Below are 14,348 nucleotides of genomic sequence, written 5' to 3' on the forward strand. Positions count from 1 at the left end.
CGTTCCGTACGGGAACAGCCGCGGGGGCAGCCGCGGGGATCAGCCGCGGGGGTCAGCCGCGGGGCGGCAGGTCGCGCTCGGCGTGGCCGAGGTACAGCTGCTGCGGCCGACCGATCTTGTTCTGCGGGTCGGTGTTGAGCTCGCGCCACTGGGCGATCCACCCGGGCAGCCGGCCGATCGCGAACAGCACGGTGAACATCCGCGGCGAGAACCCCATCGCCTTGTAGATGACGCCCGTGTAGAAGTCGACGTTCGGGTACAGCTTCCGCGACACGAAGTACTCGTCCGCGAGCGCGATGCCCTCGAGCTCCATGGCGATGTCGAGCAGGTCGTCCTGCACCCCGAGTGCCTCGAGGACCTCGTGGGCGGACTCCTTGACGAGCTTGGCCCGGGGGTCGTAGTTCTTGTAGACCCGGTGCCCGAAGCCCATGAGCTTGACGCCGTGTTCCTTGTTCTTCACACGCTCGACGAACCGCGACACCGGCTCGCCCGAGTCACGGATCTTCGCGAGCATCTCGAGCACGGCCTCGTTCGCACCACCGTGCAGCGGACCGTAGAGGGCGTTGATCCCCGCCGAGATCGACGCGAACATGTTCGCCTTCGTCGAGCCGACGAGTCGCACGGTGGACGTCGACGCGTTCTGCTCGTGGTCCTCGTGCAGGATGAGGAGCCGCTCGAGCGCCTTCGACAGGACCGGGTTGACCTCGAACGGCTCGGCCATCGTGCCGAAGTTGAGCCGCAGGAAGTTGTCGACGAAGCTCAGCTGGTTGTCCGGGTACAGGAACGCCTGCCCGATGCTCTTCTTGTGCGCGTAGGCCGCGATCACGGGGAGCTTGGCGAGCAGGCGGACGGTCTGCAGCTCGACCTTCTCGGGGTCGTCGACGTCCATGTCGTCCTCGTAGTAGGTCGACAGGGCGCTCACCGCGCTCGACAGGACGGACATCGGGTGCGCCGAGTGCGGCAGGGCGTCGAAGAGCCGCCGGAGGTCCTCGTGCAGCAGCGTGTGCCGCCGGATGCGGTCGTCGAACGCCGCGAGTTCGTCCGCCGTGGGGAGCTCGCCGTAGATGAGGAGCCAAGCGACCTCGAGGTACGTGCAGTTCGCCGCGATCTGCTCGATCGGGTACCCGCGGTACCGGAGGATCCCCTGCTCGCCGTCGATGTAGGTGATCGAGCTCTTCGTCGCGCTCGTGTTCACGAAGCCGTAGTCGAGCGTCGTGAAGCCGGTCTGTTTCGTCAACGTCGCGATGTCGATGGCCGACGCACCGTCCGTGCTGCGCAGGATCGGGAACTCGGCGGTACCTCCCGGGTAGTGGAGGACCGCGGTGGGTGCCGCCTCGTCCGGGGTGCCGGTCGAGGGCAGTGTGGCCGCCTTCTGAGCGTCATTGGCAGTGTCAGTCACGACGACAGCCTAAACCGACGACCGTGGCGCACGCGCACGGGAGGCCCGGCGCCCGTCAGCGCGGAACCGGCGACTCCGCCGCGTGGTCGGCGACCGGACCGGTCCCGGACGACCGCAACCGCACGACCGCGGCATCGATGCGCTCGTCGGTCGAGGTGAGGGCGATGCGCACGTGCGAACCACCAGCACTGCCGTAGAACGTGCCCGGTGCGACGAGGATCCCGAGTTCCGCGAGCGCCGCGACCGTGGCCCAGGCGTCCTCGCCGCGCGTCGCCCAGAGGTACAGCCCGGCCTCGCTGCGGTCGATCCGGTAGCCCGCCGCCACGAGTGCCGACGCCAGGCGGTCGCGCCGTCCCGCGTACCGCGCCTTCTGCTCGCGGACGTGGGCGTCGTCGGCGAGCGCGACGATCATCGCCTGCTGCACCGGCGCCGGGGGCATCATGCCGGTGTGCTTGCGGACGGCCAGGACCTCGGCCAGCACCCGCGCGTCACCCGCCACGAAGCCGGCGCGGTAGCCGGCGAGGTTCGACTGCTTGCTCAGCGAGTACACGCTGAGCACGCCGTCGTGCGTGTCACCGACCACGCGGGGGTCGAGGATGCTCGGCGTCGGGGTGTCGTCGTACGGCGGCTCCCACCCGAGCTCCGCGTAGCACTCGTCGCCCGCGATGACCGCGCCGAGGGCACGGGCTCGCTCGACCGCGACCCGGAGCTCCTCGATCGACAGCACGCGGCCGTCGGGGTTGCCCGGCGAGTTGAGCCAGACGAGCTTCGTCGACGCCGGCCAGGACGCGGGGTCGTCGGCGGCCAACGCCTCGGCGCCGACGAGGGCCGCGCCGAGCTCGTAGGTCGGGTAGGCGGCCTCGGGGAACACGACCGTGTCACCGGGGCCGATGCCGAGCCACAGCGCGAGTCCGGCGATGAACTCCTTCGACCCGATCGTCGGCAGGACCTCGTCCGTCGTCAGGGTGATCCCCTGGCGTCGGCCGTACCAGGCGACGATGGACTCGCGCAGCGCGGGTGTCCCGGCCACCTGCGGGTAGGCATGGGCGTCCGTGGCGTCAGCGAGAGCGCGACGGACGAGCTCGGGCGTCGGGTCCACGGGCGACCCGACGCTCAGGTCGACGATGCCGTCCGGGTGGCCGCTCGCGCGATCCTTCGCGGCGGCGAGCTGGTCCCAGGGGAAGTCCGGCAGGTCGAGCGGCACGGGTCAGCCCCGCGGCGGCTCGGCGAGCACGACCGGGTGGTCCTGGTGGATCACACCGACCTTGGCGGCGCCGCCCGGCGACCCGATCTCCTGGAAGAACTCGACGTTCGCCTTGTAGTAGTCCGCCCACTCCTCGGGGAGGTCGTCCTCGTAGTAGATGGCCTCCACCGGGCACACCGGCTCACACGCACCGCAGTCGACGCACTCGTCGGGGTGGATGTAGAGCGAGCGGTCGCCCTCGTAGATGCAGTCGACCGGGCACTCGTCGATGCAGGCGCGGTCCTTGACGTCCACACAGGGCTGGGCGATCACGTACGTCACGGTTCTTCGGTGTCCCTTCGAGGCGGCAGCGTCGAGTCTACTCCGGGCGGGTGAGCGTCCCCGCCGTCGGCGCCGTGGCGTCGACGGTGGCCGGACCGCGCTCTCGGCCGTCGGCGGGAACCGTGCCCGCCGGCGGAGCGCCGCGAGGGGGCAACGACGGCCACGCGAGCACGAGCATCGCGATCACGGCCGGCCCGAACGTCCACACGTACCCGGCCGTGTTCGCGAGGACGAGCGGCGAACTCGTCCCGCCGACCGCCACGAGCACCTGGGTGACGAGCAGGACCCCGAGCGCCGCCGCCGTCACCATCCACCGGGAGCGGAAGACGAGCCGGACGCCGAGCAGCAGGCACGCGACGAGCAGCGTCGTGATCACCATGCCGACCGGGAGGCTCCCCAGGGTCTGCTGGTGGGTGATCGTGCCGAGGCCGCCGACCACGGCCCCCGCTGCGAGCGCGGCGACGACGAGCAGTGACTGCACCCCCCGGCCGTGCTCGGCGAACGTCTGCGCCGCCGGCGCTGCGGGTGGCGCGTCGTGCCGGAAGCCCTCGCGCGCGGGCGCCTCGAGCCGTGCGCCGTGCGGCATGACGTACGTCAGGCGCTCGGGCTGCTCGGGGTCGAGGGGATCGACCGTGAGCTGGCTCCGGTACTGCTCGAGCGCGGCACGCACCCGGGGGCGCACCGGCAGCACGTCGACGACGAGGTCGGCCTGACCGCTGTCGGCGTCGACGATGATCGAGAACGGGACGTCCTCGGCACGGGCGGCGTACCGGGCAGCCGCATGCACCCGCACGTGGTCCGGGTGTCCGTACCCGCCGTCGTCCGCGTAGCTGACCACGGCATCGGCACCCGTCGAGCGGATCGCCGCGCGGACGTCGTCGACGACCTCCCCGAGGTCCGCCGCGGTGAGCGAGTCGGCCGGCGCGTCCTCGGCGGCCGTCGCCCGCCCGTCCGCGGCCCACCGCATGCCGGAGTCGCTGTACCGACGCGGCGGCAGGTCCGTGGGACGGGCGCCGGGGCCGCCGAGCCACAGGTGCCGAGGCCCGCCGAGCGCGGCGAGCGCGGCCGCGATCTCGGTCTCGCGGTGCGCGGCGACCCGGGGCGCGTCGCCGAAGAGCGGCGCGAGCGCCGGCGTGAGCATCTCGCCGCGTTCACCCCGCGTCGCGGTGAGCACCGTCACGTCGGCACCGAGTTCGACCAGGGTCGCGATCGTGCCCCCGGTCGCCAACGTCTCGTCGTCGGGGTGGGCGTGGACGAACAGGACACGCTCGGGGCGCGTCGCCGGGGTGGGCGTGGACATCGCCACCCAGGGTACGGGATCGGCTGGGATCGGCTCGGTGGCGGAGCGCCGCCGGACGGCGGTCAGCGCGGGGTGACGATGTACGTCGCGGTCACGCCGTCGTGGCCGGTCGAGAAGGCGAGCACCACGCGGTACCGGTCGCTCCGGAAGAGGCCGAACGCGCTGCGGGCGTCGCTCCGCACGGCACCGTCCGCGAAGCCGTCCGCGGTGAGCCGAGCGTGTGCCGTCGTGAACTCCGCGACCGAGGCGACGCGGACCTGCACCACCCAGCCCGACCCGGCGGGTCCGCTCCCCCCGCCGAGGACCGTGCCGTCGACGAGCGGGACGGCGTGGGTCGGGAACCCGGCGGGGACCGCACCGTCGGTCGTCACCGCCGCGCCCCGCAGGGCGGCGTCGAGCGCGCCGTCGATGCCGCCGGCCACCTGCCGCATCCCGCGCTGGATCGAACCGCCCGTGACGCCCTGGAGGCCCGACCGGACGCCCGACGCCACCGACGACGCGACCGCCGTCCCGACCCCCGAGACGCGGTCGGTGATCCCGGCGCAACCCGTCAGCCCGACGGCGAGGACCGCCAGGACCGCGGCCGTCGGCACGACCCGCGGTCGCGCCGCACGGCGATGCGCCCGGCCGGAACGCGGCGTGCGCGACATCAGGCGAGCCAGGCCCGGGTCGCCGCGACGAAGGCGCCCACCCCGACCGGGATCGACGCCTCGGCGAGCGGGGCGAAGAACGGCGAGTGGTTCGTCGGGACCTCGGCGCCGTCGGCGAACAGCGCCGGGTCCGTCGTGCCCGTGAACCAGTACACGATGGGGGCCTCGGCCGCCGTCGCGAGGTCGCCGACGTCCTCGCTCGCCATGCCGAGCACCGAGTCACCGGCCACGAGCGACGGCACGACCCCCTCGAGGGCGGCCAGCACGCGCCCGGCGGCGTCGGCGTCGTTCACGAGGACGTTCGCGCCGGGCCGCACCCGGACGAGCGGCTCGTCGAGGCCGCCCGCCGCCGATTCCGCCGCGACGATCCGGCGCACCGCCTGCTCGACCTGGTGCCGGGTGTCGTCGGTCTGGGCACGCGTGCTCACCTCGATCGTCACCTCGTCGGGGATGATGTTGGCGCGGGTGCCACCGTGGATGCTGCCGACGGTGACGACCGCGGCCTGCCGGGGACCGACCTCCCGGGCGACGACCGACTGCAGCCGTACGACCGCCGACGCGGCGGCGACCACCGGGTCACGGGTCGTCTGCGGCGCGGAGCCGTGGCCGCCCCGGCCGCGGAACGTGATCGTGAACCGGTCGCTCGCGGCCATCACCGGCCCGGACCCGACCGTCACCCGTCCGACCGGCTCGGGCGCGGTGTGCTGCCCGAGCACGACGTCGGGGCGGGGGACGCGACCGACCAGGTCGTCGTCGACCATCGCGCGGGCACCGCCGATGACCTCCTCGGCCGGCTGGAACACCGCGACGACGGTCCCCGCCCACGAGTCCCGCGTCGCGATGAGCCGCTCGAGCGCACCGAGCAGCCAGGTCATGTGCAGGTCGTGACCGCAGGCGTGCATCGTGCGGGTCTCGGAGCCGTCCTCGTCGACGGCGGTGTGGACGCTCGCGTACGCCAGGCCCGTTCGCTCCTCGACCGGCAGGCCGTCCATGTCGGCGCGGAGCCACACCACCGGGCCGGCAGCGTTCTCGAGGACCGCGACCACGCCCGTGCCACCGACCCCCGTGGTCGGTTCGAGGCCGAGCGATCGGAGATGGTCCGCGACGACACCGGCGGTCCGGTGCTCGGCGAACGCGAGCTCGGGGTGCGCGTGCAGGTCGCGGTAGATGTCGAACAGCGGGAGCGTCGTCACCCGACAACCGTAACCGGCTGCCGTCGACGCGACGGGCATCTCGTCCGGGAACGACGACGCCCGCCGGCTCCGGAGGGGCCGACGGGCGTCGTCGTGTGCGGAGGGACCGCGGCTCAGGCGTCCTGGCGCTTGAGGCGCGCCGTGGCCCGGGCCCGGGACTGGGCGTCGAGCTCGACCTTGCGGATCCGGACGGCGTCGGGGGTGACCTCGACGCACTCGTCCTCGCGCGCGAACTCGAGGCACTCCTCGAGCGAGAGCTGCCGGGACGGCGTCATCGACTCGAACGTGTCGGCCGTGGACGACCGCATGTTCGTGAGCTTCTTCTCCTTGGTGATGTTGACGTCCATGTCGTCGGCGCGCGAGTTCTCGCCGATGACCATGCCCTCGTAGACCTCCTCGGTCGGGTTGACGAAGAACGTCATCCGCTCCTGGAGGTTCGTGATCGCGAACGGGGTCACGACGCCGGCGCGGTCGGAGACGATCGAGCCGTTGACGCGCGTCTGGATGGGGCCGGCCCACTCGCCGTACCCGTGCGAGATCGCGTTCGCGATGCCCGTGCCGCGGGTCTCGGTGAGGAAGGCGGTGCGGAAGCCGATGAGCCCACGCGACGGGACGATGAACTCCATGCGCACCCAGCCCGTGCCGTGGTTCGTCATGTTCTCCATGCGACCCTTGCGCGCGGCCATGAGCTGCGTGATCGCGCCGAGGTACTCCTCGGGCGTGTCGATCGTCATGTGCTCGTACGGCTCCTGGAGCTTGCCGTTCTCGTCACGCCGGGTGACGACCTGCGGCTTGCCGACCGTGAGCTCGTAGCCCTCGCGCCGCATCTGCTCGACGAGGATCGCCAGGGCGAGCTCGCCGCGGCCCTGGACCTCCCACGCGTCGGGACGGCCAATGTCGACGACCCGGAGCGAGACGTTGCCGACGAGCTCGCGGTCGAGGCGGTCCTTGACCATGCGCGCGGTGAGCTTGTGCCCCTTGACCTTCCCGACGAGCGGGCTCGTGTTCGTGCCGATCGTCATGGAGATCGCGGGATCGTCGACCGTGATGGTCGGCAGCGGGCGGACGTCCTCGGGGTCGGTCAAGGTCTCGCCGATGGTGATGGTGTCGAACCCGGCGACGGCGACGATGTCACCCGGGCCGGCCGACTCGGCGGGGAACCGGTCGAGCGCCTTCGTGATGAGGAGCTCCGTGATGCGGGCGTTCACGACCGAGCCGTCGTGCTTGACCCACGCGACGGTCTGCCCCTTCTTCATGGTGCCGTGGAAGATGCGGAGCAGCGCGAGACGACCGAGGAACGGCGAGGCGTCGAGGTTCGTGACGTGCGCCTGCAGCGGGTGGGTGTCGTCGAACGTCGGCGCCGGGACGTGCTGGAGGATCGCCTCGAACAGCGGCTCGAGGTCGTCGTTGTCGGGCAGGGTGCCGTCGGCGGGCTTGTTGCGGCTCGCGGCACCGTTCCGGCCGGACGCGTAGACGACCGGGACGTCGAGGATGGCGTCGAGGTCGAGGTCGTCGACCTCGTCCGAGAGGTCCGACGCCAGCCCGAGCAGGAGGTCCTGGGACTCGGCGACGACCTCGTCGATGCGCGAGTCGGGACGGTCCGTCTTGTTGACCAGCAGGATCACGGGGAGCTTCGCCGCGAGCGCCTTGCGGAGCACGAAGCGCGTCTGGGGCAGCGGGCCCTCGGACGCGTCCACGAGCAGGACGACGCCGTCGACCATCGAGAGGCCGCGCTCGACCTCGCCACCGAAGTCGGCGTGGCCCGGGGTGTCGATCACGTTGATCGTGATGCGTCCGCCGTCGTTGAACTCGGCCGCGTGGATCCCGTTGTAGAGCACCGAGGTGTTCTTCGCGAGGATGGTGATGCCCTTCTCGCGCTCGAGGTCGTTCGAGTCCATCATCCGGTCCTCGCCCTCGAAGTGGGCGTCGAACGAGTTGGTCTGCGTGAGCATGGCATCGACCAGGGTGGTCTTGCCGTGATCGACGTGTGCCACGATGGCGACGTTGCGCAGGTCGGACCGGGTGGCGAGCGCCATACAGGACTTCCTTAGAGCGTGAGGGAGAGGATCGGGCAGAATGCCCGGCGTCCGAGTCTACCGGGCGCGGACGACCCGGAGGGACCTTGGACGAGGACGTCGACACGCCCACCGCGAACACCGCTCCGCCGACGTCCCGCGGCCGGCTCGCCGCCGAGGTCGTCATCGTCCTCGCCCTGTCACTCGGGGCGAGCGCCGTGTACTCGATCGTCGAGATCGTCGACGACCTGACGAAGACCACGGCGCTGGCGTCGCAGACGACGACGCTGAACACGTCGCAGGACGACCGCTCGCTCTTCGACCTGCTCGACCAGCTCATCGGCGTCGCCGTGGACCTGGCGCCGGTCGCGCTCGTCGCGTTCCTGCTCTGGCGGAGCGCGCGACCACACCTGGCGCGGCTGGGGATCGACCGCTTCCGCCCGCGTGCGGACCTCGGGGGCGCCGCAGGTCTGGCCCTGCTCATCGGCGTCCCGGGGCTCGGCCTGTACTTCGCCGGACGGGCGCTCGGCATCACGGTCGACGTCGTGCCCACCGCGCTCGGCACGTACTGGTGGACGGTCCCGGTGCTCCTGCTGTCGGCGATCCGCTCCGGCCTGCAAGAGGAGGTGATCGTCGTCGGTTACCTGTACGAGCGCCTCGGCCGGCTCGGGTGGGGCCGCTGGACGGTGATCACGTCGACGGCGGTCCTCCGCGGCAGCTACCACCTGTACCAGGGCTTCGGCGCGTTCGTCGGCAACGCCGTGATGGGCATCGTGTTCGGCTGGGTGTACACGCGGTGGGGGCGGCTCCTGCCGCTCGTGATCACGCACTGCCTGCTCGACGCCGCGGTGTTCGTCGGCTACCCGTACGTCGCGTCGGCGTTCCCACACCTCTTCGGTGCGCACTGACCGCTCCGTCGATCGGTTCGGCGCCCACCGACCGCGCATCGGATCGGCCGAGACACCGGCGACGGCCCCAGATCGAGGGGGTTTCGCAGGTCAGCGGTCCAGTGAGCGCCCGAGGACGCCTACCGTGGAGGCATGGCGATCCCCGGCGTCGGCGAGCTGGCTCCCGACTTCACCCTCCCCGGCACGCTCCTGCGCCGCGGAGAGCGGACCGACGACGCCTACTCGCTGCGCGCGCAGATCGGCCGGACCGTCGTGCTCGCCTTCTACCCCGGGGACGCGACGCCCGTGTGCACGGCGCAGATGTGCAGCTACGAGCGTGACCTCGACGAGTTCCTGGAGCTCGGGGCCATCGTCTGGGGGGTCAGTCGCCAGGGACTCGACTCGCACGAGTCGTTCGCCCGCGGGGCTTCGCTGTCGTTCCCGCTGCTCGCCGACACCGCGGGCGAGGTCGTCCGTGCGTACGGTGTCCGAGCCCCGGGCGTCGGTGTCCGGCGCTCGGTGTTCGTGATCGGCCCGGACGGGGTCGTGCGGTGGCGCCACGTCGGCCTCGTCGGCATGCGGTTCCCGAAGGCCTCGACCATCCGCGAGCACGTCGAGGCGCTCGTCGCCTGAGGGCCAGGACCGGAACCCGCGACCCCCGTTCCGGCGCCCACCGCTCCGCCGGGGCGGCACCGCCGACGCGCGGTGTTCCACTGGACACGGCGCGCCCGGGATGACGTCTTCGACCGGGGGGCTTGACACCCGAACGGGGGGTACCCGTTAATTGGTATCGGAGAGTCATCCTCCTTCAGGACTGTCTCCCCGGGGAATCGGGTCTTTCTCCGGTTCGCGGTGCGTGTCACGCCCGCTCGGCAGAATGTCCCCGGGGAGACCTCTCCCCACTCAGGGACCCGCACCGCATGCTCCACCGCAACACGCAGCACTGCAAGGAGGAATCCGCAGACCGCTGCGGCCCCCGCCGACGGGTACGGCAGGAACCGCAGCTGTCGGCTCCGTTCCCACGACGACCACGGGTAGGTCGTCCGGGAGCGTCCGGCGCAGCACCGGCGATGACGACGGGTACGTCATCGCCGGTGCAGCGGCCACTCGTGTCTGCGACCATGGGAGCGTGAGCGTGCCGCACGACGACCCCGTCCCGTTCCGGCTCGTCGCGCCCGGGATGCGCCGCTTCGCCGTCGCCCTCTGGATCGTCGCCATCGCCCTCGTGCCCATCGGGCTCATCACCGACGGCCCCCGCGCACTGCTGCTCGTCCCCGCCCCGTCCGCGTTCACGGCGTGGTTCGCCTGGACCGCTCTCTGGCGTCCCCGCGTGCTCGCGACCGCCGACGGCGTCGTGGTCGTCGACGTCCGTCGCACGACGCGGATCGCGTGGGGCCGTGTGCTCGAGGTCCGATCACGGTTCGGCCTGGAGGTCGTCACGAGCGAGGGTGACCGCCGCACGTGGATCGCCCCGCGGCCCACCGCGCGTCTCCGCCTGACCCCCGTCGCACCGCTCGGACCGGGAGGCCCGGCGCAGGCCGCGGAGACCACCCTCACCGTCGCCGAGGCGGCGGACCGCCTCCGGGCCTTCGTCCCGTCCCCGGCGCCCCTCGAGGGCCCGCCGCCCGCCGAGGTCACGCCCGCTCGGATCGAGCACCGCGTGCACGGCTGGAGCGTGGTGGCGCTCATCGCGCTCGGCCTGCTCGGGTCGATGGCTGGCGCGCGCATCTGAACCGGGCCTCCCGGTCCGGCCCGGTGCGCCACCGGAACCGGCCGGGGAGGCCCGACCAGGGCCTCCCGTCAGGCGTCCGCGCCGGCCGCCAGGATCGCCCGGCGCAGCTCGCGACGCTCGCGCTGGACCTCCGGGTCCGGCAGCGGGACGGCGGCGATGAGGCGCTGCGTATACGGGTCCTGCGGGTCACGCAGGATCTGGTCACGCGTGCCGAACTCCGCGAGCTTGCCGTGGTGCATCACCGCGATCCGGTCCGCCAGCACGTCGATGACGGCGAGGTCGTGCGTGATGAAGAGGCACGCGAAGCGGAACTCGCGCTGCAGGTCCTTGAGGAGCTCGAGGACGGTCGCCTGCACGGACACGTCGAGCGCGCTCGTCGGTTCGTCGGCGATGAGGAGTGCGGGCTTCAGCGCCAGTGCCCGGGCGATGCCGATGCGCTGCTTCTGCCCACCCGACAGCTCGTGCGGGAAGCGGGTCGCGTAGGCGCGCGGCAGCCGGACGCTGTCGAGCAGGGACTCGACCTCGCGGTTGAGCGCGCCGCCCTTGATGCCCTTCGCGAGCAGCAGCGGCTCACCGATCGACTGCCCGATGGTCATCCGCGGGTTGAGCGACGACGCCGGGTCCTGGAACACGATGCCGGCGTTCTTGTGCACCTGACGGACGAGCGACCGCGTGGACTTCGACAGGTCCACGCCCGTGACGTCGAGACGGCCCGAGGTGATCGGCAGCAGCCCGATCGCCGCGCGACCGAGCGTCGTCTTGCCCGAGCCGGACTCGCCCACGAGACCGACGACCTCGCCCTCGTGCACCGTGAGGTCGACGTGGTCCACCGCACGGAACGCCTTGACGCGCCCGCGGCCCGGGTACTCGATCACGACGTCGTCGAACGCGAGGACCGGCTTGCCGACCTCGGGCACGTCGTGGTGCACGGGGTGCACGACGGCGACCGGCTCGTCCGACTCGACGACGTGTTCGAGCGTCTCGGTCACGTCGATGGCCTCGCCACCGGCCTGCCCGAGCCGCGGCACGGCGTCGAGCAGCGTCCGGGTGTACTCGTGGCGGGGGTCCGCGAAGACCGTGGCGACCGTGCCGGTCTCGACGGCCTCCCCCTGACGCATGACGACGATGCGGTCCGCCAGGTCGGCGACGACGCCCATGTCGTGCGTGATGAGCAGGACCGCGCTGCCGAGCTTGCCCGCGAGGTCACGGATCAGGTCGAGGATCTCGGCCTGCACCGTCACGTCGAGCGCGGTCGTGGGCTCGTCGGCGATGAGGAGCTTCGGATCGCACGAGATCGACTGCGCGATCATCGCCCGCTGACGCTGACCGCCGGAGAGCTGGTGCGGGTACGAGTCGAACGCCTTCTGCGGGTCGGGCATCTCGACCATGGCGAGGAGCTCGATCGCGCGGTCGCGTGCCTCGTTCGGCGAGATCCCGTAGTGGATCCGCAGCGTCTCGACGATCTGCGAGCCCACCGTGAACACGGGGTTCAGCGCGGTCATCGGCTCCTGGAAGATCACCGCGATCTCCTTGCCCCGGTAGTCCCGCATCTGCGCCGGACGGAGCCCGAGCAGTTCGGTGCCCTGGAAGCGGACCGAGCCGTTGACGCGGGCGTTCCTGGGCAGCAGCCCCAGGATGGACATGGAGCTGACCGACTTGCCCGAACCGGACTCGCCGACGAGCGCCAGGACCTCCCCCGAGCGGATCTCGTAGCTGAGGTGCTTGACCGCGGGGGTCCAGTAGTCGTCGACGGCGAAGTCGACGTCGAGGTCGGTGACCTCGACGATCGGCGCACCGACCGTGGTCCGGGTGGCAGTCGCGGAGGCGGGCGTGCTCGTGCTCATCGACGTCCGGTCCTTTCCCGGCCGCACGAGGCGACCGCGTGGTTGGTGTTGACGATGTGCGGAGCGCTGTGGCGACCTGCGACGATGGCCGCATGGTCTCCCCCGCGCCGGATCCGCGCACCGTGTTCGTCTCGAGGTTCAACCGCGTGCTGGCGATCGCCCTCTGGGTCATCGTGGCGGCGCTGCTCGCCGCTGGCGTGGCGAACGGCCACGACTGGCACCGCTGGCTCGGCCTCGTGCCCGCGGCGTTCGGCGGACTGCTCGGCTGGACCGCGCTCTGGCACCCGCGCCTGGTCGTCGACGACGACGGCGTCGAGGTGGTCAACGTGTTCCACACCGCCGACGTCCCGTGGGCGGCGCTCGTGCACGTCGACACCCGCTTCGCCCTGACGCTCGTCACGCCGCACCGCAAGGTCGCCGCCTGGGCGGCCCCCGCGCCCGGCCGAGCGGGCGTCGCCCTCGCGCGGCGCCGCAACCAGCGCCACGGCCGAGTCGGACTGACCCCGACCACCGCGCCCGGCGAACGCAGCGCCGGTGACCTGCTGTCGACGGAGTCCGGCGACGCGGCGTACCTGGTGCGTGAGCACTGGGACGGCCTGCGCGAGTCCGGTCGGATCGAACTCGGCGTCGCCGACACGGTCGCCGTACCCGTGCGCCTGCACGTCGTGACGATCGCCCTGCTCGTGGCGACGGGCGTCGGCGGCTGGTTCGCGATCGCCGCGCAGTGACACTCGCGCGGCTCCGCGCCCGCTGACGGTCAGGACCAGGGCGGTCACGCGCTGATCATCTCCGACTCGGAGGAGTTGTGGAGCTCGCGCTCCTTGGTGCGACGGATGCTGAACCGCTTCGAGCGCGGGTCGAACGCGTCGCGCAGGCCGTCACCGACGAAGTTCACGCACAGGGCGAGCAGCACGATGAACGAGGCCGGCCACCAGAACAGGTACGGCCGCGTCTGGAACGCCGACTGGTTCTGGCTGATGAGGAGACCGAGCGACGAGTCCGGCGCCTTGATGCCGTAGCCGAGGTAGCTCAGGGCGGTCTCGAGCAGGATCGCGGTGGCGATGAGCAGGGTCGCGGAGACGATGATCACGCCGATCGCGTTCGGCAGGATGTGCCGGAAGATGATCCGGATGTCGGACGCGCCGGCGACGCGGGCCGCCTCGACGAACTCACGCTCGCGGAGCGACAGGAACTCGGCGCGCACGAGTCGGGCGATGACCATCCACGACACGAGTCCGAGCAGCAGCGCGAGACCCCACGCCCCGAGGCCGTTCGCCGTCTTGCCGACGACGGCGCCGATGACGATCGCCGGGATCACGATGAAGATGTCGGTGATGCGCATGAGGATCGCGTCGGTCTTGCCGCGGAAGTACCCCGCGACCGCGCCGACGACCACGCCGATGAAGGTCGCGAAGACGCCGATCACGATCATGACGAGCACCGAGTTCTGGATGCCCCGCATGGTGAGCGCGAAGTAGTCCTTGCCGATGCGGTCCTGGCCGAACGGGTGGTCACTGCTCGGGGCGCCGCCGCCGACGAGCGGGTTGAGCGCCTTGTACGAGTAGTGCCACCACCCCGGGATGGGACCGAGTCCGATCGCCGAGATGCTGAACAGGATCACGAGCACGTAGACGACCAGCGAGATCACCGCGAGCTTGTTGCCGAGGAACCGACGCAGGATGATGCGGCCCTGGCTCTCGCCGGGCTCGTGTTCCTGACCGGAGGCCGCGTCGTCGAAGCCGTCGCTGATGTTCGGCTCGAGCGGGGCGCCGCCCTGCAGGGTGCTCATCGCATGTCCTCCGT

The 14,348-nt window shown here is 71.7% G+C and carries 13 protein-coding genes; 4 read left to right on the top strand and 9 right to left on the bottom strand.

Annotated elements, in window-relative coordinates; translation table 11 throughout:
* Window positions 1–52 precede the first annotated feature (52 nt).
* From DEI81_RS11500 to typA, 7 genes are all read right to left on the bottom strand, one after another.
* A complete protein-coding gene (locus DEI81_RS11500; RefSeq protein ID WP_258368678.1) occupies window positions 53–1,282 on the bottom strand; it encodes a citrate synthase in 1,230 nt (409 codons plus the stop codon).
* 172 nt (window positions 1,283–1,454) lie between these two features.
* Window positions 1,455–2,603 carry a succinyldiaminopimelate transaminase gene (gene dapC / locus DEI81_RS11505; RefSeq protein WP_111010855.1) on the bottom strand — a complete coding sequence of 383 codons (1,149 nt, stop codon included), beginning with the start codon at window positions 2,601–2,603 and terminating at the stop codon, window positions 1,455–1,457.
* Window positions 2,604–2,606: 3 nt separating this feature from the next.
* The gene (gene fdxA / locus DEI81_RS11510; RefSeq protein WP_111010856.1) at window positions 2,607–2,924 is read right to left on the bottom strand and encodes a ferredoxin; all 318 of its coding nucleotides are present in this window, start codon (window positions 2,922–2,924) and stop codon (window positions 2,607–2,609) included.
* A gap of 37 nt (window positions 2,925–2,961) precedes the next feature.
* The gene (locus DEI81_RS11515; protein ID WP_146244084.1) at window positions 2,962–4,224 is read right to left on the bottom strand and encodes a PIG-L family deacetylase; all 1,263 of its coding nucleotides are present in this window, start codon (window positions 4,222–4,224) and stop codon (window positions 2,962–2,964) included.
* A 62-nt stretch (window positions 4,225–4,286) separates the two neighbouring features.
* A complete protein-coding gene (locus DEI81_RS11520; RefSeq protein ID WP_111010858.1) occupies window positions 4,287–4,874 on the bottom strand; it encodes a hypothetical protein in 588 nt (195 codons plus the stop codon).
* The gene (locus DEI81_RS11525; RefSeq protein WP_258368672.1) at window positions 4,874–6,067 is read right to left on the bottom strand and encodes an amidohydrolase; all 1,194 of its coding nucleotides are present in this window, start codon (window positions 6,065–6,067) and stop codon (window positions 4,874–4,876) included. The genes DEI81_RS11520 and DEI81_RS11525 overlap by 1 nt, the downstream gene beginning before the upstream one ends.
* 113 nt (window positions 6,068–6,180) lie before the next feature.
* Window positions 6,181–8,103, bottom strand: a complete 1,923-nt coding sequence (gene typA, locus DEI81_RS11530; protein WP_111010860.1) for a translational GTPase TypA — start codon at window positions 8,101–8,103, stop codon at window positions 6,181–6,183.
* Window positions 8,104–8,189: 86 nt separating this feature from the next.
* Between typA and DEI81_RS11535 the strand changes: the two genes are divergently transcribed.
* From DEI81_RS11535 to DEI81_RS11545, 3 genes are all read left to right on the top strand, one after another.
* On the top strand, window positions 8,190–8,990 hold the full coding sequence (locus DEI81_RS11535) for a CPBP family intramembrane glutamic endopeptidase (RefSeq protein WP_111010861.1): 801 nt from the start codon (window positions 8,190–8,192) through the stop codon (window positions 8,988–8,990).
* Between the two features lie 132 nt (window positions 8,991–9,122).
* A complete protein-coding gene (locus tag DEI81_RS11540) occupies window positions 9,123–9,602 on the top strand; it encodes a peroxiredoxin (RefSeq protein ID WP_111010862.1) in 480 nt (159 codons plus the stop codon).
* 496 nt (window positions 9,603–10,098) lie between these two features.
* Window positions 10,099–10,701 (top strand): hypothetical protein, encoded by a 603-nt coding sequence (locus DEI81_RS11545; RefSeq protein ID WP_111010863.1) that lies wholly within the window; start codon window positions 10,099–10,101, stop codon window positions 10,699–10,701.
* A gap of 68 nt (window positions 10,702–10,769) precedes the next feature.
* On the opposite strand, the gene DEI81_RS11550 is transcribed toward DEI81_RS11545, so the two are convergent.
* A complete protein-coding gene (locus DEI81_RS11550; RefSeq protein ID WP_111010864.1) occupies window positions 10,770–12,545 on the bottom strand; it encodes an ABC transporter ATP-binding protein in 1,776 nt (591 codons plus the stop codon).
* A gap of 92 nt (window positions 12,546–12,637) precedes the next feature.
* On the opposite strand from DEI81_RS11550, the gene DEI81_RS11555 reads away from it, so the two are divergent.
* Complete coding sequence (locus DEI81_RS11555; protein WP_111010865.1) at window positions 12,638–13,273, top strand: PH domain-containing protein; 636 nt, start codon at window positions 12,638–12,640, stop codon at window positions 13,271–13,273.
* A 44-nt stretch (window positions 13,274–13,317) separates the two neighbouring features.
* Here the strand turns inward: DEI81_RS11555 and DEI81_RS11560 are convergent, their stop codons facing one another.
* Window positions 13,318–14,334 (bottom strand): ABC transporter permease, encoded by a 1,017-nt coding sequence (locus DEI81_RS11560; protein ID WP_111010866.1) that lies wholly within the window; start codon window positions 14,332–14,334, stop codon window positions 13,318–13,320.
* Window positions 14,335–14,348 lie beyond the last annotated feature (14 nt).

The organism is Curtobacterium sp. MCBD17_013 (assembly GCF_003234565.1).
In the GTDB taxonomy this organism is placed as follows: domain Bacteria; phylum Actinomycetota; class Actinomycetes; order Actinomycetales; family Microbacteriaceae; genus Curtobacterium.